Origin of the sequence: Gordonia insulae, assembly GCF_003855095.1 — a bacterium.
GTDB lineage: Bacteria > Actinomycetota > Actinomycetes > Mycobacteriales > Mycobacteriaceae > Gordonia > Gordonia insulae.
On the sequence record NZ_CP033972.1, the window covers coordinates 3,161,416 to 3,186,787 of the forward strand.

The window sequence follows — 25,372 nt, forward strand, 5'->3', positions numbered from 1 at the left end:
GCTACCCATATATCTACGCTATCCGGGCCCGCGTTACATCTTTCCCCGAATATATTTCCGGCGAGTGTGACCCGATCGTTGCGCAACGGGCCCGACCCGAGCAGCGAAAATTGCTCCGCCGCTGCAGGTCAGGCCCGTATTCTGCAGATTTGAGATGCCTAAACGAGGTTTAACCCTCGATGATGGCGGTGACGCCCTGTCCACCGGCCGCGCAGATGGAGATCAGTGCTCGACCCCCACCGTTCTCCCGGATCGTCTTCGCGGCCTGGGCGACGATCCGCCCGCCGGTGGCCGCGAACGGGTGGCCCGCGGCCAACGACGAGCCGTGCACGTTCAGCTTGGCCCGGTCGATGGGCCCGAGTGCGTTGTCGAGGCCGAGACGCTCCTTGCAGTACTCCTCGGACTCCCACGCCGTCAGGGTGGCGAGGACCACCGAGGCGAACGCCTCGTGGATCTCGTAGAAGTCGAAGTCCTGCAGCGTGAGGCCGTTACGTGCGAGCAGGCGCGGCACCGCGTAGGTCGGGGCCATCAGCAGACCGTCGGGGCCGTTCACGTAGTCCACGGCCGCGGTCTCGCTGTCGACGAGGTACGCCTGCACCGGCAGGCCCTTCGCGTCGGCCCACTCGTCGCTGGACAACAGCACCGTGGACGCACCGTCGGTGAGCGGGGTCGAGTTGCCCGCGGTCATGGTGGCGTCGCCGAGCGACACCCCGAAGACCGGCTTGAGCTTGGCCAGCTTCTCCGCCGAGGAGTCGGGGCGCAGGTTCTCGTCGCGGGTCAGTCCGAGGAACGGGGTGATCAGGTCGTCGAAGAAGCCCTCGTCGTAGGCCAATGCCATGTTCTGGTGGCTGGCCGCGGCCAGCGCATCCTGGTCGGCCCGCTTGATGCCGAACTCCTTGGCGGTGATCGCCGCGTGCTCACCCATCGACATGCCGGTGCGTGGCTCACCGTTGCGCGGGATCTCGATGCCGAGTTTCGGGAGCAGCTTGAGGGCCGCGAGAGCCTGGTCTTTGGTGCTGCGGGCCCGGTTGACCTCGAGCATCTGCCTGCGCATCGACTCCGAGACCCCGATCGGGGCGTCGGAGGTGGTGTCCACACCGCCGCCCACCGCGACGTCATAGCGGCCGGACGCGATGCCATCGCTCACGGCGACGATTGCCTGCAGGCCGGTGCCGCAGGCCTGCTGGATGTCGAAGGCCGGGGTGTACGGCGACAGCGCCGATCCGAGCACGCATTCGCGGATGAGATTGAAATCACGCGAATGCTTGAGGACCGCACCGCCCGCGACCATGCCGAGCTGCTCGCCCTGCAGGTTGAAGCGACTCACCAGCCCGTCGAGGGCCGAGGTGAACATCTCTTGGTTGCTGACCTTGGCGTAGGCCTTGTCCTGGCGGGCGAACGGAATTCGGTTGCCGCCGAGGATCGCGACCGGACGCAGACTGCGGGTCTTGGGTGTGTGAGCCACTTCGATCTCCCAGGGGGTGTAGTTCGGTGTCTGTACGCTATTCTTACTCATGAGTAAGTTCGTTGTCGAACGCCGCTCGCGTGAGCGTCGTCGCACAGCACCGCACGTCTGACCGACCTGCCGAAGAAACCTGAGGAGATCTCCCGTGGCAGCCACTGGCCTGTACTCGAATTTCGTCCACTCCGCCCCCGGTTCGTTCATCGCCAAGCAGGCCGGCCTGCCGGTCCCGCCTCCGCTGCGGCGCTTCAAGGCCTCCGAACCCGCGCTGCCCGGCCCCGTTCTGCTCGGCGGCACGGGGAGGGTCGTGGAGCCGCTGCGTGAGATCCTCTCGACGCCCGACTACGACGTCATCCAGAACGCCACCACCGGCCGCAGCGCCGACAAGTACGGCGCCCTGGTCTTCGACGCCACCGGGATCACCTCGCCGGCCGAGCTCAACGGGCTGTTCGAGTTCTTCGGACCCAACATGCGGTCCCTCGCGCCGTGCGCGCGCCTGGTCGTCATCGGCACCACACCCGAGCAGGTGAGCGATCCGAACGAGCACGTCGCGCAGCGCGCCCTGGAAGGCTTCACCCGGTCGGTCGGCAAGGAGTTGCAGAAGGGCGCGACAGTCCAGCTGGTCTACGTCGCACCGGATGCCAAGACCGGCCTCACCGGGCTCGAGTCGACCATCCGCTTCGTCCTGTCCGCGAAGTCGGCGTTCGTCGACGCACAGGTCATCCGGGTCGGCGCCGCCGACGCCGCGGCCCCCGCCGACTGGGACAAGCCGCTGGCCGGCAAGGTCGCCGTGGTGACCGGCGCGGCCCGCGGCATCGGCGCGACCATCGCCGAGGTCCTGGCCCGCGACGGCGCGCACGTGATCGCCGCCGACGTCCCGCAGGCCGGAGAGGCGTTGTCGGAGACCGCAAACAAGATCAAGGGCACCGCGTTCCCCCTCGACGTCACCGCGGCCGATGCCGGCACCAAGCTCGCCGACCACGTCCTCGAACGGCACGGCGGCCTCGACATCATCGTGAACAATGCCGGCATCACCCGCGACAAGTTGCTCGCCAACATGGATGCCGCCCGGTGGGACGCCGTCATCGGGGTCAATCTCCTCGCCCCGCAGCGGCTGGTGAACGACCTGCTCGAGAAGGGCGCGCTGCGCGAGGGCGGGGCCGTCGTCGACGTCTCGTCGATCGCGGGCATCGCCGGTAACCGCGGACAGACCAATTACGGCGCGTCCAAGGCGGGCGTGATCGGCCTGGTCGATGCGTACGCGCCGATCCTCGCGGAGAAGGGCATCACCATCAACGCGGTCGCGCCGGGCTTCATCGAGACCAAGATGACCGCGGCGATCCCGCTGGCCACTCGCGAGGCGGGCCGTCTGATGAGCTCGCTGCAGCAGGGTGGCGAGACGGTCGACGTCGCCGAGACGGTCGCCTACTTCGCCAACCCGGCGTCGAGTGCCATCACCGGCAACGTGGTCCGCGTGTGCGGCCAGGGATTCCTGGGTGCGTGATGGGTAAGACGATCACTCTTCCGGGAGCACCGAGCACCACCGAGGTGTACTCCAAGGCCGTCGGCGCGATGCTGCCGGTCATCGGTAAACCGGCCACCGTACGGGCCGACGCCGTGATCCCCGAGCGGAGCTACCGCCTGGAGAACGTCCGGGTGGATGCCGAGCGGCTGCATGCCTACACCCGGGTCACCGGGCAGCGCTTCGGCTCCACGCTGCCGATCACCTACCCGTTCGTGCTGCAGTTCCCGCTGGCGATGAAGGTCATGACCGACAACGACTTTCCGTTCGGTGCCGTCGGCTCGGTGCATGTGGAGAACAGCATCCACCGACTGCGACCGATCGGCGTCGGCGAGCCGCTGACCATCGACACGCATGCGGAGAACCTGCGCGAGCACCGCAAAGGCCTGCTGGTCGACATGATCTCGCAGATCAGCGTCGGCGCGGAGTTGGTGACCACCCAGGTGGCGACGTTCCTCAAGCAGCAGCGGACCAGCCTGTCCGACGAGCCGCGCGGTCCGGAACCGAAGCAGACCACGCCGCCCCCGCCGGACTCGATTCTGGCCGTCGACCTCGGCCGGATCCGCAGCTACGCCGACGCCTCCGGTGACCGCAATCCGATCCACATGGGCAACCTGCCCGCCAAGGCGTTCGGGTTCCCGAAGGCCATCGCGCACGGGATGTGGAGTGCGGCAGCCGCAGTCGCCAACGTCGAGGCCCAGCTCCCCGACGACGTCACCTACACGGTGCGGTTCGGCAAACCGATCCTGTTGCCCGCCAAGGTGAACCTGTATACCCGGCGGATCGACGGTGCCGGCAATTTCGACATCTCGATCCTCAACCGGCGCAAGGGGTATCCGCACCTGACCGCGACCACCCGGGGCGCCTGAGCCTCACCCGCGCAGCCGCCGCGCCCGCCACCACCGCCACAGGTACCAACCGCCGGCGACCACCACGACCGCGACGCCCGCGTACAGCAGCAACGTCGCGCCCAGCGCTGCGCCGGCGAAGTAGCCGACCAGCAGCACGGTGGTCGCCCAGGTGGTGGCGCCGATGGCATCGGCGATGCCGAACCTCAGTGGCCGCATCCGCGTCATGCCCGCGACCGGCGGCACGAGGGTGCGCACGTAGCCGATCCACCGGCCGGTTGCCACGGCGACCATCCCCTCGCGGTCGATCCGTGCTTCGGCGTGCTGCCAGCGCTGCTCGCCGAAGCGTCGGCCCGCGCGCGATGCCTTCACCCGGTGTCCCGAGCTGCGTCCGATCCAGTACCCCGTGACGTCTCCGGCGACCGCGGACACACAGACCGCGACGACGAGGGCACCGATCGAGGTCGGGCCGACGGCCGCGGCGACACCCGCGGCCAGCAGCACGGCTTCGCTGGGCAGAATGAGCCCCAGGATCAGCGTCGACGTCTCGGCGTAGACGACGGCGCACGCGACGAGGTACACGGCCCAGGACGGCACGGCTTCGACGAGCTCGACGAGCCAGTCAGCGAATGCGTGCACCAGTTGAGGTTACTGGGGTGCCTGCGCGGATCTGTCAGGGCGCCGTTCTCACGTTCTGCGGAACGCGCTACGCCGCCACCGGCTCGGCGTGCTCCGCTTCTTCCTGCGCCTTCCACGTCCACACCGCGTGCAGCACTTCGGTGGTGTAGCCGAGGTCGAGTCGACGGCCTGGGTTGATCGGCAGCACAGCATCGTTGTCGATCCGAATGTCTGGCTGCCAGTCATCGGGCGCACGCATCGGTGGCGCGTCATCGATGATGGATCCATCGGATCGGTGGAAGCTGAATTGCTGATCGCCCATGGCCCGGATCGAGAACTCGCCCCGATGCAGAGCCCGGTGATGGGTGGAGCACAACAAGATCAGATTGTCCGGGTCGGTGGTGCCGCCGTGTGACACGAATCGGACGTGATGCGCGTGCAGATGCCGGGTACGGCCGCACCCGGGAACCCGGCAGGACCGGTCGCGTTCGAAGATTATCCGCATCAGCGCGCGCGTCGGCAACCGACGTTTGCGCCCCCATTTCAGCACCACGCCACGCTTGCCGCGCCGAACCTTGCGTTCGACACCCCCGCAGCGTGCTTCGTCGACGTCGGCGGATTCGAGCGCGGGACCGCCGTCGAGATGCGGCACGTCCGAATCGTCGTGGACGACGACCTCGGCCCCGGGCACGAACTCGGGGACCTCGATCACCGCCTGCACAGTGTCGGCCATGGCGATCACCGCGGGAGCGATGTCGGACGGGACATTTCGCCACAGATCCGGCCCACCGGATTGCGTTGACTCCGCCGCGGATTCGGTACCGGTGGGAGGGGGACGTCGGGGTCGCCGTCAATGCGGGTCCGCTCGTACTCGGCACGCACGGCTCCGGCCAGGAAACGGGCACCGTCCAGCGGGGCCAGACGAAGATTCACAGACAGGCTGCCGTCGTCATTCCAGCGCCAGCTGCCCCGCGAATCGATCTGTCCCCGTTCCTCTTCCTCGGCATGACGGTCGATGTGGCGAAGCTTGCGCACCAGACGTTCGACCTGCGCCGCGGTCGACGACGATGCCACATTGAGCAGTTCCTGTTCACGTTCGGGAGTCGCCACCCGTGTCAGTGCACGGACCTTCGAATATGAGAGACGTCCATGCGAGAACGCCTCGCCGATGAGCGGCAATTCTGGCAGTGCGTGCGCCACCCGCAGGTGATCCTGGGCGGTGCGCATCGACAGCCCAGTCCGCCACGACAACCAGTGCGCGCACGAGAGGATGCCGTCCCCGCCCCATGCGCTGCGATCGTCGAACTCGGCCAACAGATCCAAGAAGCGGGCGGTCATCGCCGCCACTTGGCTCGCGTACCCCACGAGCCGATCGGCGATCTCGTCATCGGAGAGATCCTCTGGACGTGCATCATCGAAAATGCTCGATGACACCGCATTTGCGGGAGCCAACTGAGTAACCGCCACAACGAAACCCCCTGTGCACGATGTAAACCGGTCACCATTGAATCTACCGGCGGCCACCGACAGGATCGGCGTTCCGCGGAACGTCTACTCCGCGACGACGTCGGCCGTGCCCACACCCTTGAGGCCGCGCCAGGTGATGCCCACCAACAGGTCGGTCGCGGTGTCCAGATCGACGTCACCCTCGGTGATGCGGTCGGCGACCGCCTCGCCCGCGCCGACCAGCGCGACGGCGGTGAGTTCGAAGTCGATGTCGCGGGCACCCTCGACGGTGGTGCCCGCGCGGATCAGCTCGGTGACCATCTCGGTGACGCGTTTGCGGCTGTCCGAGACGAAGTGGGAGAAGGTCTGGGTACCGACGGCGACCCGGTAGAGCACCTTCCACGACTGCCGGTGCTCGTCGACGAACCGCAGGAACTCCTTGACGACGGTGCGGGCCTGCTCCCGTTGACGCAGCGACGGGTCGAAGCCGACGCTCATCGCGTCGATGAACCGTCCGGACTCGCGGGCGATGCACGCGCTGAACAATTCGTCCTTGGAGCCGTAATAGAGGTACAGCATCGGCTTGCTGATCTCGGCTTCGGCGGCGATCGCATCCATCGACGCCTCACGAAAGCCGTTTTCCGAGAAGACCTTGACCGCGGCGTCGAGCATCTGCTGTTCCCGCACTGCGCGGGGCAGCCGTTTGGTACCGCCGGCCATTACCACTCCTCCACCGCTCGACAAGACGATCAGATTCCGATCATCTTACCGTGGGGTAAGTTCCTGGGGGCGGATGGTGCGAAAAAGGGCCGTGCCCTCACAGTGCCGAGAGACCGTGCCTCAACGGCACACGAGATCGTCGACCGCGCACGTCGTGCTGGTGTCGATGGTGCCCGATGGCGCCACGGTGCCGCCACCCGAACCGGGCTGACCGGTGTCGACGGGTTCCTCGGGAGTCGTCGTCGCGGGTGGGGTGGGTGCCGGTTCCTCGGCGGGCGGTTCCTCGACGGTGGGTTCACCGCTCGACGGGTTTCCGGTGCTCGGCCCCCCGGTGGTCGGACGTCCCGGTCCCGGATTCTGCGTCGCCCCGGGTGTCGTCGGGCCCGGCGCCGGAGCGGCGGCAGGCCTGGTGGGCACGACCGGGCCGACTCGCGGCGCCCCCGTGCCCGGCGGGCGCGGCCCGGGTGCGGTCTCGGTGCGCTCATCCACCGGGACGGGCAGCGGCGACGGCCCCATCCGGACGAGTGGCCGATCCACGGTGCCGGCCCCGGTGGGTCGAGACGGACCGGGCATCTGGTCGAACTCGGTGGTCGGCGAGGTCGCCGACCGTTGCGCACCCGTCTCGCGGGCCGCCGACTGCGTTCCCCAGTCGGCCGGCCCCATGATGGCGGTCAACAGTCCGGCCGCGCTGATCGCCACGGCGGCCGCCGCGACGATCGCGATCGCGGTTCGGGTGCCGCGGGACAGACGTCGTGTGGTCACGAGTTCTGTGGTCTCGAACTCTGTGGTCTCGAGATCTGCGCGCTCGAGATCTGCGGCGGCGATGGGCTCGGTGGGCGCGCCGCTGCCGAGGGTTCGTGGTGACCGCATCGCCAGCAACGCGGCGCCGGCCGCCGCCGCCGACAACGGCTCCGGATCGACGAGGACCGGCAGTTCCAGCGTCGCGGCCAGCAACTCGGCGAGACCCGGTATCGCGGAGCCACCGCCGGTGGCGACGACACCGATCACCCCGTCTGATCCGATGTCGGCCGCCGCCAACGCCTCTCGGACCATCGCCGCCGCCTCGAGGACGGGGGCGTGCAACAGGCCCGCGAGGTCGTCCCGGTCGAGGCGGGCGTCGGCCTGCTGCGCGCCGATCGTCACGTCGACCACCACATGATCGGCGATTCCCAAGGTTTCCTTGGCATCCCGGCATCGGTCGTGCAGGCGTTCGAGATCGTCGATCACCGCGGGATCGGCCTGGGCGAGCGAGCCGAATGTCTCCGTCACCCCGGACGTTCGCAACACCTCGGCGACGAGCAGCCGGTCGAGTTCCTGACCGCTGATCGCCGACGATGTCAGCGGGTGCGCGACGACCTCGTGGATCTCCCCGACGCGGACAACCGAGACGGACAGCGCCGACGCCCCGAGATCGAAGGCCACCACCGCCGACCCGTCCGGAAACCCGCCGTCGCTGTGTTCGGCCGCGGCCATCGACGCGGCCGCGGTCGGCAGCCACAGCGCATCGGCTGCGGCGATGACGCCGCGCGCGGCCAGCGCATCACGCGCGTCGTCGACCATCGCGGGCGTCCAGGTGTCGGGGTGAGCGATACCGATCAGCGCGCCCGCGATGTCCCCGACCTCGGTCTCGACGGCGTTCAGCAACCGCTCGACGACCAGGGCGAAGAGGTCGGCGGCCGGCTCGGGCGCGCCGTGGTGGGACAGCGCCGCACCGAACAGGACGTCGACGATGTCCTCGCGCCCGGCGATCTCGGCCGTCGGCACCACGATGGTCGATTCCCACGCCGCCTCCGACGCCGCGACCACGACACTGTTCTCGACGCCGATCTTCACACCGATGCTCAGGGTCATCGCCCACACTCCATTCCGACGCACCGGACCCGAACGGTGCGTGTACTGGTTGTGTCGCGGATGACGCCGAGAGTGTTAGCCGGTCGGCAGGTTCATCGGTATCCGGCGGCGCGGATCGCGGCCAGGAGTTCTGATCGTGAGCCGGCGTCCAGTCGGCGCCGGATGCGCGCGACATGGTGCTCGACGGTCTTCGCCGAGATGTAGAGCCGTTCACCGATCTCGCGGTAGGTGTATCCCGCCAGCAGTTCGCGTGCCACTTCGGCCTCGCGATCGGTCAGCGGACCATCGGAATCCGTCACCGTCTCGGTGGTGGTCTGCCCGGTCGTGAGCTGTGTGTAGCGCTGCCAGAGGGGCCGCCAGATCTCCCGATCTCCGACGGCGTCGAGCAGGGCATCGGCGGTCGTGATGTGCCGCTCGATCCGGGCAGTATCGCCGAGGCGAACCGCGGCGAGCCAGAGTTCGCCGACGACGAACAGGTCGAAGAGGGTGACCTCCAGCGTCGCGATCAGGGGCACGGCCTGGTGCCACGCTCGCGCCAACGCCTCCGCGTCATCCGTTCGCCGCGCGATGCCCACCTGCAGGGCGAGTGTGCGCAGCCGATCGGTCGGCGTCGCGGCAGTGGGCAACGACCCCTGCCGCGCGGCCTGGAGGTCGTCGCCGATCAGCGCCACCCACGCCGCACCGGCGCCACCGAGGAAGCAACTCGCCGCGTCGGCGATCGCCCGCGCCGCCACGAGATCGCCGGCGTGCACGGCCAGCGCGAGGGCCGGCCACGCCGCCGCACGCAGGGTGTCGCGGTCACCCCCGGCCGACCACGCGCGCAGCACGGCGTCGACCGCGATCCGGCGGTCAGAGGTCTCCAGAAGGCCCTCGATGACCAGGTCCGCGGCGCGGTGCGCGATCGACGGGGGCCCATCCCCCGCACCGAGATACGACGTCGCGGACGTCCGCTCACCGACCGCGACCAGGGCAGCGACAGCTGAGACACGTTGCTCTCCACAGTGTTCCGGGCCGAGCCAGCAGAACAGTTCGGCCGCGTGGTGATGGCGGCCGCCGGCGGTGGCGATCTCGGCTGCGACCGCCACGGCCTCGGCGGCATCCGCCGACGGGGTCACCCACAGGCCGATCGTGTCGTCGATCAACGCCTCCGCGCCGGCGAGATCACCTGCCGCCCACAATGATCGCGCCCGCAACGGACGGAGCTCCGCCAGCCTGCCGCCGGCGGCCTCGGCTGCGGCGAGCAGCGCGACCGCCCGCGACGGGTCGGTGCGCCCGGCCGCGACGGCCTCAGTGCACAGCGTGTCGACGACGAGCGGTTCGAGGATCCCGGCGTCGACGGCACGCAACGCGTCATCGACCGACAGCGCACCCGAACCCACCAGGACCCCGGCGGCCCGCCGGCGCAGTTCCGTCATTCGCAGCGCACCGATCACCTCGGTGAGAGAGGAAATCGCGGTGGAGTAGAAGACATCCGATCCACCGAGGAACCCGGTGCCACGTGCGCGATCGAGCGCGTCGACGACATCGTCGAGGGGGCAGTCGAGCGTGGCGGCCAACGCGTCCGGGTCCAGCGCGGCACGATCGGCCGCCAGCGCCAGGACGCCGAGTGTCGTCTCGTCCAGCCCGCGCAGCACGCGGTGATGCCGATCTGCGGCCACCCTGGTGGCGATCGCTTCCGGATCCGGATCGTCGTCATCGACGACCGCCGCGAGCACGACATCGACCAGCGCGGACGCACCGATGCACCGCCGGCGGATGTGCGAGGCATCCGTCGCTGTCAGCGTGAGACCTTGTGCTGCAGCACGATCCACGACATCTCCGGTCGACATCGGCCGACACCGCCACTCCGCACCACCGCGTCGGGCGAGACCGATGAGGCCTGCTATGCCGCGATCGCGTTCCCGCGCCTCGGTGCTGCCGACCAGCGCCACCCGGCCCTCGTCGAGCTGCGCGACGAGCCCGTCGATCAGTTCGCGCGGCCACGTATGCAGGTCGTCGGCGACGACGATCGCGCGGCGGGTGTCGTCGGGCGGCACCTCGATCGGTGTGGACGGAAGGCCGAACACGATGCGGGAGCCGTTGTCGCGCAATCGGGCTGTCAGCTCCCCGAGCATGCGGGAGCGACCGCTGCCGGGCGGTCCGACGATGAGCGCGCACTCGAGGGCCGATCCGCGGACCCCGACGTCGCCGACGACACGCGTCGCCCAGTCGGCGTCGAACGCGTGTGGCACGACCGTCATCGGCAGAGGATGCCGGCGACTCCGCACACCGCGTCACCGGTCCCTTCGAGGACGGCTCCCGGCAATTGGCGGACACCGCCGCCGCTGGGGCCGCCACCCCCGGTGGAGCCTCCGCCGGTTCCGCCACCGTTGTTCCCGCCCGACGACTCGTCGGGGAATTCGGGCGGCGGGTTGTTGGTGGTCGGGGCTTCGGGGGCAGGATTCTGGGTGTTCGGGGCGGCCGGACCCGGATTCGTGGCGCCGGGCCGGGTGGGCGCCGTGGTGGTGCCGGTGGGCGCTGCGCCGGTGCGCGTCGTCGGTGCGGAGGTATCGACCTCCTCGGTGGCCGGCGCCCCGTCGCGGGAGGGACCCGGTGCGGGCTGGACCGCAGGGGTCCCCTCTCCGCCCGTCGCGGTGCTGGTGCCGGTCGCCGTCGAGGTGCCGCGCGTGGGGCTCATCGCCGGCTCGGACGTCGCGGCACCCGCCGGCGCGGGCCTGACCGGGTCGGACGACCCGATCAGTCCGGTCCCGACGGACAGTCCGGTCGCGGTGATCACCGCGAGCGTCGCGGTGCCGACCGCGACGAGAAGCCCGCGACGACGCGGCGTCAGCCGCGGAGTGGATTCGGCTACCGGAATGCTCGGGGCCGGGATGATGTCACGGACCGGGGGTTGGGACGGTTCGAGCGCCTGCGTGCGCTCGATCAGGTCATCCGCGACGACGAGCCCGGTCGGCCGTGTGGTCAGCACGCGATGCACCACCAGCGCGGCACCCGCCGCGGCCGCCGAGAGCGGTTCCGGGTCGAGCATCACGGGCGCGCGCAATGTGGTCGACAACAACTCGGTGACCAGCGGGATCGCCGACCCACCACCGGTGGCGATGATGGCGGAGACATCGTCGGGCGCGACATCGGCCGCCAGGACCGCCTCGCGCACCACGGCCGCCGACTCCAGGATCGGGGCCCGCAGCAGGTTCTCGACGTCTTCCCGCACGAGGCGCGCCTCGGTCTGCCGATTCGCGACGACGACATCGACCACGGTGTCGGTGTCGGTCGAGAGTGTTTCCTTGGCCGTGCGACAGGAGGCGCGGAGTCGGACGAGGTCGTCGAGGACCGACGGATCGTCGTGGGCCGGCGCACCGAGTACGTGTGCGGTGTCGGTGACGTCGAGCACCTCGGCGAGCATCAGGCGGTCGAACTCGCGGCCGCAGATCGCCGACGACGTGAGCGGACGTCCGATCACCTCGGGGACGTCGCCGACGCGCACGACGGAGACGGTCAACGCGGACGCGCCCAGGTCGTATACGACGACCGTCGAACCGTCCGACAGCGCACCGTGGGAGTGTTCCACTGCGGCGGCCGCCGCGGCGGCCGCGGGGACCCAGGTGACATCCAGGCCGGTCAGGGCGCTGCGTGCGGCCACGGCCGACCGCACGTCGTCGAGGGCTTCGGCGGACCAGGTGTCGGGATGGACGATCCCGACGTGTGTCGCCGAGTCCTCGGGCAGGTCGTCGATGACCGCGCCGACCATGCGTTCGACCGCGTCCGCATAGAGGTCCGCCGCGCCGATCGCTTCGCCTCCCCCGTCGAGCAGACCGACGGGGTCACCGACACGGTCGATGAAGTCGTCACGGCCGACCAGGTCCACCGTCGCGGAGGTGATGGTGCTCGCCCAGGCATCGTCGGACGCCGCGGTGGCGACGCAGGTATCCGCGCCGATCTTCACACCGATTCCGTAGGTCATCGCCCACTCCTTTGTCTGGCACCGGGACGGTGACGGCGATGGGCTGCATCACTCGTCGCCGGTGATGGCCCCGGTCCCGAACGGTGCGCTCGATGAGTGTGTCGTGTCCCGGTGGTCCGTCGTTAGCCCTTGACTCGAAGACGAGGGTGAATCCCCTATGCGGGACAGAGCTGGACAAGGGGCCCACCGCCCAGGGGGTCGTGGAACCAGGTTTTTCCCCGATGTCGCGACGGCCGATGCTGTCTAGCGTCAGATGTCGACACGGGATCACCACGATCTCGACTGACGAGGAGACGATCCGCATGGCCACGAACGCCGTACTCGACTTCATCCTGGGCCTCCTGCGCGACGAGGAATCCATCACCGCCTACTGCCGTAATCCGCAGGCCACGCTCACCGCCGCAGGACTGCACGGTGTGACGCCCGCGGACATCTCCGCGGCGGCGCCGCTGATCGCCGACGCCGGACTGGTCGCCGCGAGCGCCGGCCTCGGCTCCATCGCGGGTGCCGCGGGCGGCCTCGGCGGTGGTGGTGGCGCCGTCGGCGGTGGCGGTCTCGGCATCGGTGGCGGGGCAATCGGTGGCGGGGCAATCGGTGGCGGGGCCGGCGGGGTCGGTGACGGTCTCGGTGGCGGAGCCGTGGGCGGCGACCTGGGCGGTGCTGTCGGGACCACGACGATCGGCGCCTTCGACTTCGGCGGGATCTCCGTCGGCGACGTCGATTTCGGCAATGCTCTCGGAGGCATCGCGCTCGGCGACGTCGATCTCTCGGGCTTCCGACTGGCCGACCTCGATCTCGGGGGTATCGCCTTCGGCGACCTCGATCTGGCCGGCCAGCTCGCCGTCGCGCTCGGCGCGACACTCGCTGCCGGCATGTCCGCCGGTGGTGACATCGCCGCCGACTTCGGCGCCGCGTTCGGCGCCGCGCTCGACACCCTCGTCGGCGGCGGCTTCGACCTGGGTGCCGGGGCCGGGGCTCAGGTGGCCGCGTCACTGGCCGCGGCCATCGGTGCCGAGGGCGCGCTGGTCGGCCAGTTCGGCGCGGCCCTCGACGCCGCTCTCGCCGCCGGTGGTGACCTGGCCGCCGGTGCGGGCGCCACCCTCTCCGCGGCCCTGTCGGCGGGCCTCGCCGCGGGCGGTGCCGTCGCCGGAACATTCGGCGCGACGTTGGGTGGCGTGCTCGGGGCCGGAATCGGCGCAGGCGCCGGACTCGGCGCGGACCTCGCCACCGCGCTGTCCGCGGGGCTCGGCGCGGGCAGTGCCGTCTCCACGGTGCTCTCCGGTGCGCTGCACATCGACGCCGCCCTCGCCACGGACCTCGCCGCCGCGTTCGACGGAACCCTCGGCGCCGCGGGCGGTGTCGAGGCCGCGCTGTCCGGGCTGCTCGACGCGCAGGCGATCAGCGCCCTGGCCGGGGAGCTGGGCGCCACCTTGTCCGGCGGTCTGAGCACCGGGCTCGGGGCCGGCGGCGCCGTGGCGGCGGAACTCGGTACCGCGATCACCGCGGTGGTCTCCGGCGGGGCGGCCGCAATCGGTGGCATCGCACTGACCGGGGGAGCCGGGCTGGGTGCTGTCATGGGCGGCGCCATCGCGGCGGCCCTCGGCGTGGGAGGAGGCGCGCAGGCCGGGCTCTCCGCGGCGCTCGACGCCGCCCTGGGCACCGGACTCGATGCCGCACTCGCCGCCACCGGGGATCTGCAGACCGCGATCGGTACGACACTCTCCTCCGCCCTCGGCGCAGGCGGCGAGATCGCCGCGAACCTCGGCGGGGCCCTCGGCGGTGCGCTCTCGGTCGCGCTCGGCGGCGACGGCGGTCTCGGGCTCGACCTGGACGGACTCACGGCCGGCGCCACCCTCGATGGCTTGCTCAATGCCGGTGCAGGACTGGATACATCGCTCTCGACGGTGCTCGACAGTGCACTCGGCGGCGGTGTCGGAGCCGATCTCGGCGGCGCCCTCGCCGGTGTACTCGGTGCCGGCGGTGTGATCGGGACCGACCTGTCCGCGCTGCTCGACGGCGGACTCGCGGGCGATCTCGCGGCGTCGTTGGGCGCCGTGGGCGGAGTCGGCGGCGACGTCGCCGCGGCCCTGGGCGGCAGCCTGGGCGGGATGCTGACCGGGGCGGCCGGGGTCGACGGCCTGCTGGGCGCGGCATCCGGGATCAGCGTCGGGCAGTTACTCGCCGCCGATCTGGGCACGGCGCTCGGCGTGGACGGCGCCCTGGTCACCAATTTGGGCGGCGCCCTCGACGGTGCCCTGGGCGGGGATCTTTCCGGTGACGTGTTCACCGGCGCGACAACCGATCTCGGTGGCGCACTCTCGACGGCCCTCGGTGGCGGCGGTGACGTCGGCGCACAGCTCGGCGGGTCGCTCGGCGCCGTGCTCGGGGCCGCCGTATCGGGCGACCTCGGTGGCGACCTCGCCGGCCGGGTGGCCGGCGGCACCGACGTCGGGACCGCCCTGACCTCCACGCTGGGCACCGCGCTCGACCTCGACGCGTCAACTGCCGACGGCATCACCACGACGCTCGATTCGAGCCTGCATTCGGTGGGCGGCCTCGGTTCGATCGTGACCGGCGATCTCGACACCGCCATCGATCCGACGCTGGGTCTCGGCGGCGGTTCCGACCTCACCTCACCCGATCACGGACTCACCCTCGACACCGGCCTCGGCGGCGAGGTCACCGGGGACTCGGGTCTCACCGGCGGGCTCGGGCTCACCGACGGGCTCGGCCTCGCCACGGATCAGACGGCAGCCCTGACCGGGGATCTCACCGGGGATGCGACCGGTACGGGCCACGCGAGCGGCGACCTGCACGGTTCCGCGACCGCGGCCGGGGACGCGACCGCCGGTGCAGGCGTCGATGCCTCGGCGGCCGGCGGCGTCGCCGGGGCCGTCGACAGCACCCTCGACACGACGACCCATGCGGCAGGTGATGTGGCGTCGGACCTGACCGGTGACGTCACCGGCGGCCTGACCAGCGGACTCGACGGCGGACTCACCAGCGGACTCGACGGCGGGCTGAGCGGCGGACTCGGTCTCGGCGGTGACGCGGACACGCACACCGATGCGACGACGACCGACTCGGCCGACCATCACGGTGGTGTGTTCGGCGGCTGAGTCCGCAGGATCTCGACCGGCGATAATCTGAGCACCGTGACAACGAGAGCACCATGACGACGAACAGTTCCGCACCGGCCGCACGACGAGCGGCGGCACCAGGCCAGGCGGCGTCGGACGCCGTTCCGGCATTCCCCGATCTGCTCGACCGGATGAGCATCATCGCCGCGGACGCCGGCCGCGGCGATCTCGTGACCCGACTGTCGGGCGCTCGTGTCCGGATCACCGACCCGCGATTGCGAATCGTCGTGGTCGGCGGGCTGAAGCAGGGCAAGAGCCAGTTCGTCAACGCGCTGCTCGATGCCGAGGTCTGTTCGGTCGGTGACGATGAGACGACGGCGGTACCCACGGTCATCTCGCATTCCGCGGAGCCCACCGCACACCTGGTCGTCGGCGGCCCGGGCGAGGACCGCATCGCGATCCCGCTGTCGGAGATCACCTCGGTGACCCCGACGTCGACCCACGCGCAGGGCCGTGAGGTCGCGCGACTGGAGGTTGCCGCTGCAGGCCCGTTGCTCGCCGACGGTCTCGTGGTGGTCGACACACCGGGCGTCGGCGGGCACGGACACCCTTACGCGGCAGCGACATTGGGCATGGTCGCGACGGCCGACGCAGTGTTGTTCGTGTCGGATGCGAGCCAGGAGTTCACCGCCCCCGAGATGGGTTTTCTCGAGCAGGTCGTCGGACTCTGCCCCACCGTCGCGTGCCTGCTCACCAAGACCGACCTCTACCCACACTGGCGATCGATCGCCGATGCGGATCGGAATCATCTGCGCACCAAGAACATCGACATCCCAATCCTGCCGGTGTCGTCGATGTTGCGCATCCACGCATTGCGACTGCAGGACGAGCAACTCAACGCCGAGGCCGGGTTCGTCGATCTCTACGGCTATCTCCGCGAACAAGTCGTCACCACCGCGCGACAGGCCGCCCGCGCCGCGGTCGCGACGGACCTGCGGGTGGTGTCCGAACATCTGGCCCTCACGCTCGGCAGTGAACTCGCCGCGTTGCGCGATCCGGAGACCGCGGAGCGGGCCGTCGAGGGTCTGCAGCAGGCAAAGATCACGGCGGAGGCCATGCGGCGCCGGTCCGCGCAATGGCAGCAGACCCTTTCCGACGGCATCGGCGATCTCGCCGCCGACATCGATCACGATCTACGCGACCGGTTGCGCGCGGTCACACGCGAGGCCGAACGTGCCATCGACGACGGCGATCCCGGCGCGGATTGGGACCAGTTCGGCGAGTGGCTCGCCGAACAGACGGCCACGGTCGTCGGCGACAACTTCGTTTGGGCGCACGAACGATCCATCTGGCTGGCGCAGCGCGTCGCCGAGCACTTCGCCGAGGCCGGCACCGACGCCCTTCCCGACATCGACATCGCCGATCTCGATGGCGTCTTCGACACGGTCGCCGACCTCGCCGCCCTCGAGGCCCGGAAATCCGGGATCAGCCAGAAGCTGCTGGTCGGTATGCGTGGCTCGTACGGCGGAGTGCTGATGTTCGGCCTCATCTCGACGATGATGGGCATGGCGCTGATCAATCCGGTGTCGGTGGGCGCCGGAATCCTGCTGGGCAGCAAGGCCTACCGCGACGACAAGGAAGCGCGCGTGCTGGAGCGGCGCGGCAAGGCGAAGGTCGCGGTGCGCTCGTTCACCGACGACGTGAGTTTTCAGGTCGGCAAGGAGTCTCGTGACCGTCTGCGGGTGATCCAGCGGGTCCTCCGCGACCATTTCACGTCGGTCGCCGAGGAGACGTCGCGATCGATCGCCGAGTCGCTGACCGCAGCGCAATCGGCTGCCGCCATCGCCGATTCGCAACGGTCGTCGCGCGTCAGCGAGGTTCAGGAGCGGCTCGGTGCGGTCGCCGCGTTGCGGCGGGCCGCCGACCGACTCGACGTCGCGGCCGGGGCGTGATGGCCGATCTCGTCCAGGCCAGGACGCTCCTGGGTGCCGCTCGCAACGCGCTGGCCGACGATCGCCGAGCGGTCGACGCGGTGGACCGATGCGCTCGGCGACTCGACGGACCGATCCGGATCGCGCTGGCCGGCTCGTTGAAGGCGGGCAAGTCGACGCTCCTCAATGCGCTTGTCGGACAAGACATCGCCCCCACCGACGCCACCGAATGCACCCGAGTCGTCACCTGGTACCGCCGTGGACAGACCGCATCGGTGACCGCGCACGTCGATGACGGATCGGCGGCTCCGATCCCCGTCACCCGTACCGACGGCCGTCTGGGCTTCGACTTCGGCGCGCTGACCGCCGACCGCGTCGACCACCTCGACGTCGAATGGCCATCGCGCGCACTGCAGTCGCGCACCATCGTGGACACCCCGGGTACCGCATCGCTGTCGACCGGGCTCTCCGCATCGACCACGCGCCTGCTGACTCCCGACGACGGCGAGTCGGGAGTCGACGCCGTCGTCTATCTGATGCGGGCGCTCACCGCGGCCGACACGTCGATGTTGCGGCGCATATCGTCGGCCATCGGCGGCGGATCCGGTCCCCTCGGTGTGATCGGAGTCGTGTCCCGCGCAGACGAGATCGGCGCCGGCCGGATGGACGCGATGCTCTCCGCACAGCAGGTCGCCGGCAGGTTCGCCGCCGAGCTCGCCCGCACCGGACTGTGCCAGGCGGTGGTGCCGGTGGCCGGCCTCCTCGCACTGGGTGCGCGCACGATGCGTGAGGTGGAGTTCCGGGCACTGGTCGATCTCGCCGCGCTGCCCGGCCCGGAACTCGAGGCGGCCATCCTGACCGTCGACCGCTTTGTCCGTCCTGACGTACTGCCGCACATCGAACCCGCGACGCGCATCGCGCTGGCGAACCGGTTCGGCGTGTTCGGTATCCGACTGGCCGTCACCCTGGTCCGGTTCGGCGTCGACACCTCGGTGAAACTGGCGGCCGAACTCGTCGCACGCAGCGGACTCGACGAACTGATCGGGATCATCGACACGCAATTCGCACAGCGGGCCGATCAGCTGAAGGCGCACACCGCGCTGGTCGCGCTCGACCACGTGTTGTCCGCCACCGAGGCACCCGCGGCCGGCCGGGTGCGTGCGTCGGTGCGACATGCCCTCGCCGACGTCCACGGATTCCGTGAACTCAGACTGCTGAACGTGCTGCGGGCCGGCGGACTGGACCTGCCGGCCGATCAGGTCGCCGAGCTCACCCGGCTCATCGGCGGCCGGGGCGTCGATCCCATCACACGGCTTGATCTCGACCCCGGATCATCGGACCCGACGATCCGGTCGGCCGCGGTGGAGGCCGCGGCGCGCTGGAGGGCGCGCTCGGGTCATCCGCTGGTGGCCGCGTCCGAGGCCGACGCCTGCCGGGTGGCGGCGCGGAGCGCCGAAGGCGTCGTGGCACAGCTGCCGACCGTGTGATTCATTACCCGGGGACGAAGTCCGGAGTCACGTTCTCCGCGACATGCTGCGGTACGCCAACACCGTTGCGATCGCGCCCAGCACACAGGCCACCGCGGGAACGATCCAGTGGAACAGGGGCGGCAGCCCGGCATCGGTGACCGCCGACGCCGACGGACCGATGACGACCGCTCCGCCGACGGTGAGCACGACCGCCGCGAGGACCGCGACGACGAGCCACCCCCGACCCGACCGCCGGCCGTGCCACACACCCAGACATCCGTAGACCGCCGCCACGATCGCGACCGCGGCCAGCACGGCCCCCGCCACCAGCGCGATGTTCACCGCGCGCACCACCTCGTCCGCGCCGGCGGACGGTTCGTCGCGGGCGACGTCGAGCGCCAGCGCCGTCCGGATCTCGGCGAGGTGGACCGCGACCAGGAACACGGTCATCACGAGCAGGATCACCGCCGCCGACCACAACCCCACCACGACCCCGGACAACCGACCGCGGCCCGGGCGCTCGGGCCGCATCGGTGTGATCGACACCCGCGGCCGGGGTGGCGGGGTCGCACTCAGCACTGCAGCACACCCTTCGACCGCAGGATGCGCACCACCGACCGATCGACCCGCGCCACGGTCAGACGCTTCGCCGCGACCTCACGCTCGAGCGAGTCGAGGACCGACGACACGCGGTCGGTGGCCAGCCACAGCGCGATGTCGGCTCCGGCCCGGATCGCCATCGGCGCGGCCTGCTCGATGGGGTACCTCGCGCTGATGGCGGCCATGCCGGACAGATCGTCGGAGAAGACCACGCCGTTGAACGGCGGACCGCCGTAGCCGCGCCCGGTGCGCAGCATCCCGATCGCCCGCGGGCTGATGCTGGCGGGGGTCTCCGGACCGGTCAGGCCCGGCACGATCAGGTGGCCGACCATGACGGCGGCACCTGCCGGATCTCGAAGGAGCGTCCGGTACGGCACGAGATCGCTGTTCTGCAGCGACGACAGCGGCGGGGTCACCACCACTCCCAGATGCGAGTCGCCGGACCCGTGACCGTGTCCCGGAAAGTGTTTGAACACCGGCGTGATCCCGGCTGACTCGAGTCCCGCGGCGTACGCCGACGCGTACTCGGTGACCACCGCCGGGTCGTTGCTGAACGAGCGGTCGCCGATCACCTCGTCATCGGACTCGTTGCTCACGTCGACCACCGGCGCGAAGTCCACGGTGACCCCCAGCTCACGCAGCTGACGCCCGGTCGTCGCGGCGATCGCACGAACCTGCTGCGGCGTCTTGGTCTGCGCGAGTTCCCGCGCCGACGGGCTGTCGATGCCGAGCGCCGACAGCCGCGACACGCGGCCACCCTCCTGGTCGACGGTGACCATCAGCGGGATGCGGCTGCCCTTCGAGATGCGTGTCGCCGCACCACTGGTGAGGATCGATTTGTCGGTCCAACTGCCGACGAAGATGCCGCCGATCTGTTCGCGTTCGACGATGGCCTGCGCATCCGCGGCACCGGTGACACCCACGACGACCAGTTGGGCCAACTTCTGCCGCAGTGTCATCGACTCGAGTTGCCTTGTGCCACAAGCAGTTACCGCAGGAGTGGCCACGAACGACGACGAGGGTGCACTCGATGTCGTGCTGTACAGAGACGTCGAACCGCCCGCACCGTCGGACGTTTCGCTGCCCGCGCACCCCACCCCGACGATCGCCACGGCCGCGACCGTCATCATCACCAGCACGCCCCGGAGCCGACGTCGTTGCGTTTGTCCTCGCCGAGTTGAGCCCATATGACGAGTCTGGCATGTAACCTGGGGCAATGGACGTGGGGTCCAGCCCGGCACCATCTGCTGCAGAGTCCACCACCGCGGCGTCCACCACAGGATCCGGTGGTCGGGTCCAGGGTGTCTCCCACACGCTGATGATCGCCTACGACGGTTCCCCCAACGCCGATCGCGCGATTCGCTACGCCGGACAATTCCTTCGCGCCGAGACCGCCTATGTGGTGACCGCATGGCAACCGGGCGGCATGTCACCGGCGCGTCTGTCCACTCTTTCCGGGGGATGCAGCCGTACGTCGACACCCGACTCGAGGCGGGGGTGGACCGGGCGCTGGAGGAAGAGGCCGAGTCGCTGAACCGCACCGGCGTCGAGCTCGCCAACTCGGTCGGTCTGCGGGCCCGCGGTTCCCTGGTCGAGGTGGAGTCGACGGTCTGGGGCGCCCTGGTCGCCGCCGCCGACGCCCTCGACGTCGATCTGTTGGTCACCGGTACGCGGGGCGCCTCCGGCCTGAAGGCGCTGCTGCATTCGAGTGTCGCCGAACGCGTGCTCAAGCATTGCCACCGGCCGGTCTTCATCGTCCCCGCGAAATGTGAGAAGCAGCCACCGGTCACGTTGTGATCAACCCGGTTGGGACGCGATGGTAGTTTCGTCGCCATGACCAACAACCGCCTCGTCGCCGGAGCCGTGGCCGGGGTCGCCGGAATCGTGGTGGGGCTCGGCGCCGTGTTCCTCGGTGGCTTCCTGTCCACCGAGACGAGCCCGTCGACGGACGTCAACAGCGTCAACCCCAACAGTGGCTTCGTGCAGGGTTCCGTGGACTACGGGACGCGCGGCGATTCCGGGGCCGACAACTGATCGTCGGGCGACACGTGCCGTGACCGTCGAGCGACGCCTGTCGCGACGCGGCGTCACTGTCGCCGTCATCTGTGCGCTGGTCGTCTCGTTCCTGCAGTCACCGGGCCGGATCGCGGCCGACACCAAGCTCGACCTGACCGCGAACCCGATCGGTTTCCTGGCCCGCGCCGCGCACCTGTGGACCCCGAACGCGCCGATGGGTCAGGTGCAGAACCAGGCGTACGGCTACTTCTTCCCGCACGGCGCCTTCTTCGCGCTCGGCGATGTCCTGCACCTGCCCCCGTGGGTGGTCCAGCGATGCTGGTGGGCACTGCTGCTGGTGGTCGGGTTCGTCGGCATCGTGCGGTTGGCCGAGGCGATGCGGATCGGGTCCCCGGCATCCCGCGTCATCGGCGGAGTGATCTTCGTGCTGAGCCCTCGGGTGCTCACGACGATCGGCTCGATCTCGTCGGAGACGCTGCCGATGGTGCTCGCGCCGTGGGTGCTGGTGCCACTCGTGCGCGTGCTGGACCGCACCGATGACGCCGCCCCGATCTGGCGTCCCGCCCTGCAGTCGGCGGCCGCGGTCGCGTTGATGGGTGCGGTCAACGCCGTCGCGACGATGGCTGCGCTCGGCGTCGCGGTGGTGTGGTGGCTGCTGCACGCACCGTTCCTGAGTTCGGTCCCGTCGGCGCGGTGGTGGCGCTTCGGCGCGTGGTGGGCACTGGGTCTGGCGATGGCCTGCGCATGGTGGGTGGTGCCGCTGCTGATCCTGTCCCGGGTCAGTCCCCCGTTCCTCGACTTCATCGAGTCGTCGCGGGTCACCACCGAGTGGACGTCGCTGACCGAGGTGTTGCGCGGCACCAGTTCGTGGACGCCGTTCGTGTCGCCGGAACGGGTTGCGGGTGCCGTGCTGGTGACCCAACCCGCCGCGGTGCTGGCCACCGGCGTGCTCGCCGCGGCCGGCCTGGCCGGGTTGTGCATGCGCCACATGCCGTCCCGCGGTCGACTCGTCACCGTCCTGGTCGTCGGGTTGCTGTTGATGTGCCTCGGTTTCGCCGGGCAGCTTGGTTCGCCGATCGCGGAGTCGGTGCGGATCTTCCTGGATGGAACGGGCGCGCCGCTGCGCAACATCCACAAGTTCGAGCCGTTCATCCGGATTCCGTTGGTGCTCGGCGTCGCACACCTACTGGCCCGGGTTCCGCTGCCGGGGGGTGCCGGGGCGAGCGGAGCGACGGGGGATGCCGGGGCGAGCGGGGATACAACCGTGTCGTTCCGGGAGACGGCGTCCGCGTTCGCACACCCGCAGCGGTCGCGTCCGGTCGCCGCGGCGATCGTGGTCCTGGTCGCCGTGATCGGTGCGGGGTCGCTGATGTGGACAGGTCAGCTCGCACCGACGGGAACCTATCGCGCGATCCCGGACTATTGGCCGACCGCGGCGAAATGGCTGTCTACACATGGCAATTCACCGGACGAGGCACCGAACCGCGCTCTGGTGGTGCCGGGCGCCCCGTTCGCCGATCAGCTGTGGGGGCTCACCCGCGACGAACCGCTGCAACCCCTGGCCGACGATCCGTGGGCGGTGCGCGACGCGATCCCGCTCACCCCACCGGGCGCGATCCGGGCACTCGATTCGGTGCAGCGAGCGATCGCCGACGGCCGAGGATCGCCCGGCCTGGCGCCGACGCTGGCCCAGCAGGGCATCGGATTCGTGGTGCTGCGTGCCGATCTCGATCCGGACACCTCCCGGTCGGCTCGACCCCTGGTCGCGCAGCAGGCCCTCGATTCGTCGCCCGGCCTGACCCGGGTCGCGACGTTCGGCCCCGACGTCGGGCCCGCCAGTGTGCCCGGGGTGGTGCGCGACAACGGACTTCGCCCGGAGCTCCCGGCGATCGCGATCTACGCGGTCCGCAGCGGGAACGGATTCCCCGGCACGGGACCGGTTCTGGTCGACGCCGACTCGGCACCCCGGGTCGCCGGTGGACCGGAGGCTCTCGCCGCGATCCAGGAACAACGCGCACGGGCCGGTCTGTCCCCCATGGGACCGGCGATCCTCGACGCGGACGCCCGCCGCGCCGGCCTGGCTGCCCCGGGTGGGGTGCTGATCACCGACTCCCCCACCGACCGGGAGACCGATTTCGGCCGCGTGGACGACCACAGCTCGGCGATCCGGGCTCCCGGCGACCCTCGTCGCACGCAGAACGCGGTGCCCGACTATCCGGTCGACGGGCAACCCCTCGTCCACGGTGAATGGCTGCTCGACAACCGGCCGGGTCAGGTGCGGGTGTCCGCGTCCGGATCCGCCTCGGATGCCACCCAATTGGGCCAGACGTCGCCGGCCAACTCACCCGCCGCGGCATTCGACGGTGATCCCGACACGGCGTGGGTCAGCAGCGGGCTCGATTCGGCGGTCGGCCAGTGGCTCCGACTCGACTTCACCGAGCCACGCTCGGATCTGGCGTTGTCCGTCACCACGAACAAGGCGCTCGGTTCCGACGTCTCGGGCATCCTGGTGTCCACCGAGGCCGGCAGTTCGGTCACCCAGGGCGTGCGACCGGGGCGGCCGGTCACCGTCACCGCGCCGAGCGGCCCCACCCGCTGGGTGCAGATCCGCGCGATCAGCACCGCGGATGGGCTGCCCGGCAACCAGTTCGCGGTCGGCGAGGTGGCGGTGGCCGATCTCGCGGCGGGCGCACCGTTGACCATCCGGCACCGCGTCACGCTCCCGCGGCCACCCGCCGGGACGCCGGTGTCCGGTTGGCTGCTGACCCAGGAGCTCGGTGGGCGCTCGGCCTGCGTCGCCGACGGCGACGCGGTGCGCTGCGCACCCGGCCTCGGCCTCACACCGGAGACACCCGGGATCTTCACCCGCGCCCTGCAGGTCCCGTCGCCGGTCGTCCTCGCCCCGACGGTCGTGCTGCGGCCGCGGTCCGGGGATGGATTGCGCGCCTTGATCTCCGCACCGGGACAGGTGACCGCCGACGGCCCGACCGGCGTCGACGATCCGCGCGGCAATGCCGGCGCCGCGGTCGACGGTGACGTCGGGACCACCTGGGTGGCCCCTGAGACAGGGGCGAGCGAAGCGACGGGAGATGAAACAGGGGCGAGCGAAGCGACGGGAGATGAAACAGGGGCGAGCGAAGCAACGGGGAGCGCCGGCCCGTCGGAGGACAAGAAGCGCGCCGCGAGACCCGAGCTCGTCATCCGCCTGCCGAAAGCCCAACGGGTGGAACGTCTTCGACTGGTCGCACCGGATCGCTACCCGGCCGCACCCCGCCGGGTGACGGTCGACCTCGGCACCGGAACCCAGGTGCGGAACGTCGGGCGGGACGGGGTGATCGACCTCGATCCCGCGGTCACCGACCGCATCGGCATCACCGTGACCAAGACCGCCGACCTCATCGACGTCAACAGCCTCGGGTTCGCGCGCCCGGCACCGGCGGGGATCAGCGAGGTCGAGATCAGCCCGAAACCTTCCGCACCCACAGCGGCGGCCGACGACGACCGCGTGGTCGAGATCGGTTGCGACGCCGGGATCGGGCTGACGGTCTCGGGGCAGGTGATCGGCCTCTCGGCGCGGACGACGGCGGGGGCGTTGCGCGACGGGCAGCCCGTCGTCGCACACCCGTGCGCACCGGCGCCTGCGGTGCGGCTCGGCGCGGGCGAGCAGGAGTTGTCGGTGAACCCGGGTTCGGCGTTCACCGTCGATCAGGTGTCGCTGCCGGTCATCGGTACCACCGGGCCCGGCACAACCGGCGCGACCGGCCCGCCGCCGAGCGCCCCGAGGATCGGCGACTGGTCGGCGACGCACCGCACCATGTCTCTGAAGAGTTCGGCGCGCGAACAGATCC

16 protein-coding genes and 2 pseudogenes are annotated in these 25,372 nt (G+C 70.4%); 8 read left to right on the forward strand and 10 right to left on the reverse strand.

Features of this window, described 5'->3' with window-relative positions:
- Positions 1-169: 169 nt before the first annotated feature.
- Positions 170-1,465, reverse strand: a complete 1,296-nt coding sequence (locus D7316_RS14415; RefSeq protein ID WP_124711347.1) for an acetyl-CoA C-acetyltransferase — start codon at positions 1,463-1,465, stop codon at positions 170-172.
- A gap of 145 nt (positions 1,466-1,610) precedes the next feature.
- On the opposite strand from D7316_RS14415, the gene D7316_RS14420 reads away from it, so the two are divergent.
- Entirely contained in the window at positions 1,611-2,966 is a 1,356-nt protein-coding gene (locus D7316_RS14420; RefSeq protein ID WP_124708857.1) for a 3-oxoacyl-ACP reductase, read from the forward strand.
- Positions 2,966-3,853: a MaoC/PaaZ C-terminal domain-containing protein gene (locus tag D7316_RS14425; protein WP_124708858.1), complete on the forward strand. Its 888-nt coding sequence runs from the start codon at positions 2,966-2,968 to the stop codon at positions 3,851-3,853. The genes D7316_RS14420 and D7316_RS14425 overlap by 1 nt, the downstream gene beginning before the upstream one ends.
- Before the next feature lie 3 nt (positions 3,854-3,856).
- Here the strand turns inward: D7316_RS14425 and D7316_RS14430 are convergent, their stop codons facing one another.
- From D7316_RS14430 to D7316_RS14455, 7 genes are all read right to left on the reverse strand, one after another.
- Positions 3,857-4,471: a DedA family protein gene (locus D7316_RS14430; protein WP_124708859.1), complete on the reverse strand. Its 615-nt coding sequence runs from the start codon at positions 4,469-4,471 to the stop codon at positions 3,857-3,859.
- A 67-nt stretch (positions 4,472-4,538) separates the two neighbouring features.
- Positions 4,539-5,183: an HNH endonuclease gene (locus tag D7316_RS27675; protein WP_331852571.1), complete on the reverse strand. Its 645-nt coding sequence runs from the start codon at positions 5,181-5,183 to the stop codon at positions 4,539-4,541.
- Positions 5,184-5,188: 5 nt separating this feature from the next.
- Positions 5,189-5,884: a DUF222 domain-containing protein gene (locus tag D7316_RS27680; protein WP_331852572.1), complete on the reverse strand. Its 696-nt coding sequence runs from the start codon at positions 5,882-5,884 to the stop codon at positions 5,189-5,191.
- Positions 5,885-6,001: 117 nt separating this feature from the next.
- Complete coding sequence (locus tag D7316_RS14440; protein WP_124708860.1) at positions 6,002-6,616, reverse strand: TetR/AcrR family transcriptional regulator; 615 nt, start codon at positions 6,614-6,616, stop codon at positions 6,002-6,004.
- A gap of 120 nt (positions 6,617-6,736) precedes the next feature.
- Entirely contained in the window at positions 6,737-8,467 is a 1,731-nt protein-coding gene (locus tag D7316_RS14445; protein WP_124708861.1) for an Hsp70 family protein, read from the reverse strand.
- A 92-nt stretch (positions 8,468-8,559) separates the two neighbouring features.
- The gene (locus D7316_RS14450; RefSeq protein ID WP_124708862.1) at positions 8,560-10,707 is read right to left on the reverse strand and encodes a helix-turn-helix transcriptional regulator; all 2,148 of its coding nucleotides are present in this window, start codon (positions 10,705-10,707) and stop codon (positions 8,560-8,562) included.
- Positions 10,704-12,428 (reverse strand): Hsp70 family protein, encoded by a 1,725-nt coding sequence (locus D7316_RS14455; RefSeq protein ID WP_124708863.1) that lies wholly within the window; start codon positions 12,426-12,428, stop codon positions 10,704-10,706. The genes D7316_RS14450 and D7316_RS14455 overlap by 4 nt, the downstream gene beginning before the upstream one ends.
- Before the next feature lie 302 nt (positions 12,429-12,730).
- Between D7316_RS14455 and D7316_RS14460 the strand changes: the two genes are divergently transcribed.
- The 3 genes from D7316_RS14460 to D7316_RS14470 are packed head-to-tail and all read left to right on the forward strand — an operon-like array spanning position 12,731 to position 18,926.
- Positions 12,731-15,547: an IniB N-terminal domain-containing protein gene (locus D7316_RS14460; RefSeq protein WP_124708864.1), complete on the forward strand. Its 2,817-nt coding sequence runs from the start codon at positions 12,731-12,733 to the stop codon at positions 15,545-15,547.
- 53 nt (positions 15,548-15,600) lie between these two features.
- Complete coding sequence (locus D7316_RS14465; RefSeq protein ID WP_124708865.1) at positions 15,601-17,460, forward strand: dynamin family protein; 1,860 nt, start codon at positions 15,601-15,603, stop codon at positions 17,458-17,460.
- Positions 17,460-18,926, forward strand: coding sequence for a dynamin family protein (locus D7316_RS14470; RefSeq protein WP_124708866.1), 1,467 nt, complete (start codon positions 17,460-17,462; stop codon positions 18,924-18,926). The genes D7316_RS14465 and D7316_RS14470 overlap by 1 nt, the downstream gene beginning before the upstream one ends.
- Positions 18,927-18,953: 27 nt before the next feature.
- On the opposite strand, the gene D7316_RS14475 is transcribed toward D7316_RS14470, so the two are convergent.
- Together D7316_RS14475 and D7316_RS14480 are read right to left on the reverse strand one after the other, a co-directional pair.
- Positions 18,954-19,487, reverse strand: coding sequence for a hypothetical protein (locus tag D7316_RS14475; protein WP_124708867.1), 534 nt, complete (start codon positions 19,485-19,487; stop codon positions 18,954-18,956).
- Positions 19,481-20,635, reverse strand: coding sequence for a glycoside hydrolase family 3 N-terminal domain-containing protein (locus tag D7316_RS14480; RefSeq protein WP_197718365.1), 1,155 nt, complete (start codon positions 20,633-20,635; stop codon positions 19,481-19,483). The genes D7316_RS14475 and D7316_RS14480 overlap by 7 nt, the downstream gene beginning before the upstream one ends.
- Before the next feature lie 89 nt (positions 20,636-20,724).
- Here D7316_RS14480 and D7316_RS14485 point away from each other — a divergent pair.
- The 3 genes and pseudogenes from D7316_RS14485 to D7316_RS27770 form a co-directional block, all read left to right on the forward strand.
- Positions 20,725-21,305 (forward strand): annotated as a pseudogene (locus D7316_RS14485) (universal stress protein).
- Between the two features lie 36 nt (positions 21,306-21,341).
- Positions 21,342-21,542 (forward strand): DUF2613 family protein, encoded by a 201-nt coding sequence (locus D7316_RS14490; RefSeq protein WP_124708869.1) that lies wholly within the window; start codon positions 21,342-21,344, stop codon positions 21,540-21,542.
- A gap of 19 nt (positions 21,543-21,561) precedes the next feature.
- A pseudogene (locus D7316_RS27770) lies at positions 21,562-25,005 on the forward strand (alpha-(1->3)-arabinofuranosyltransferase); the annotation flags it as partial.
- Between the last annotated feature and the right edge of the window lie 367 nt (positions 25,006-25,372).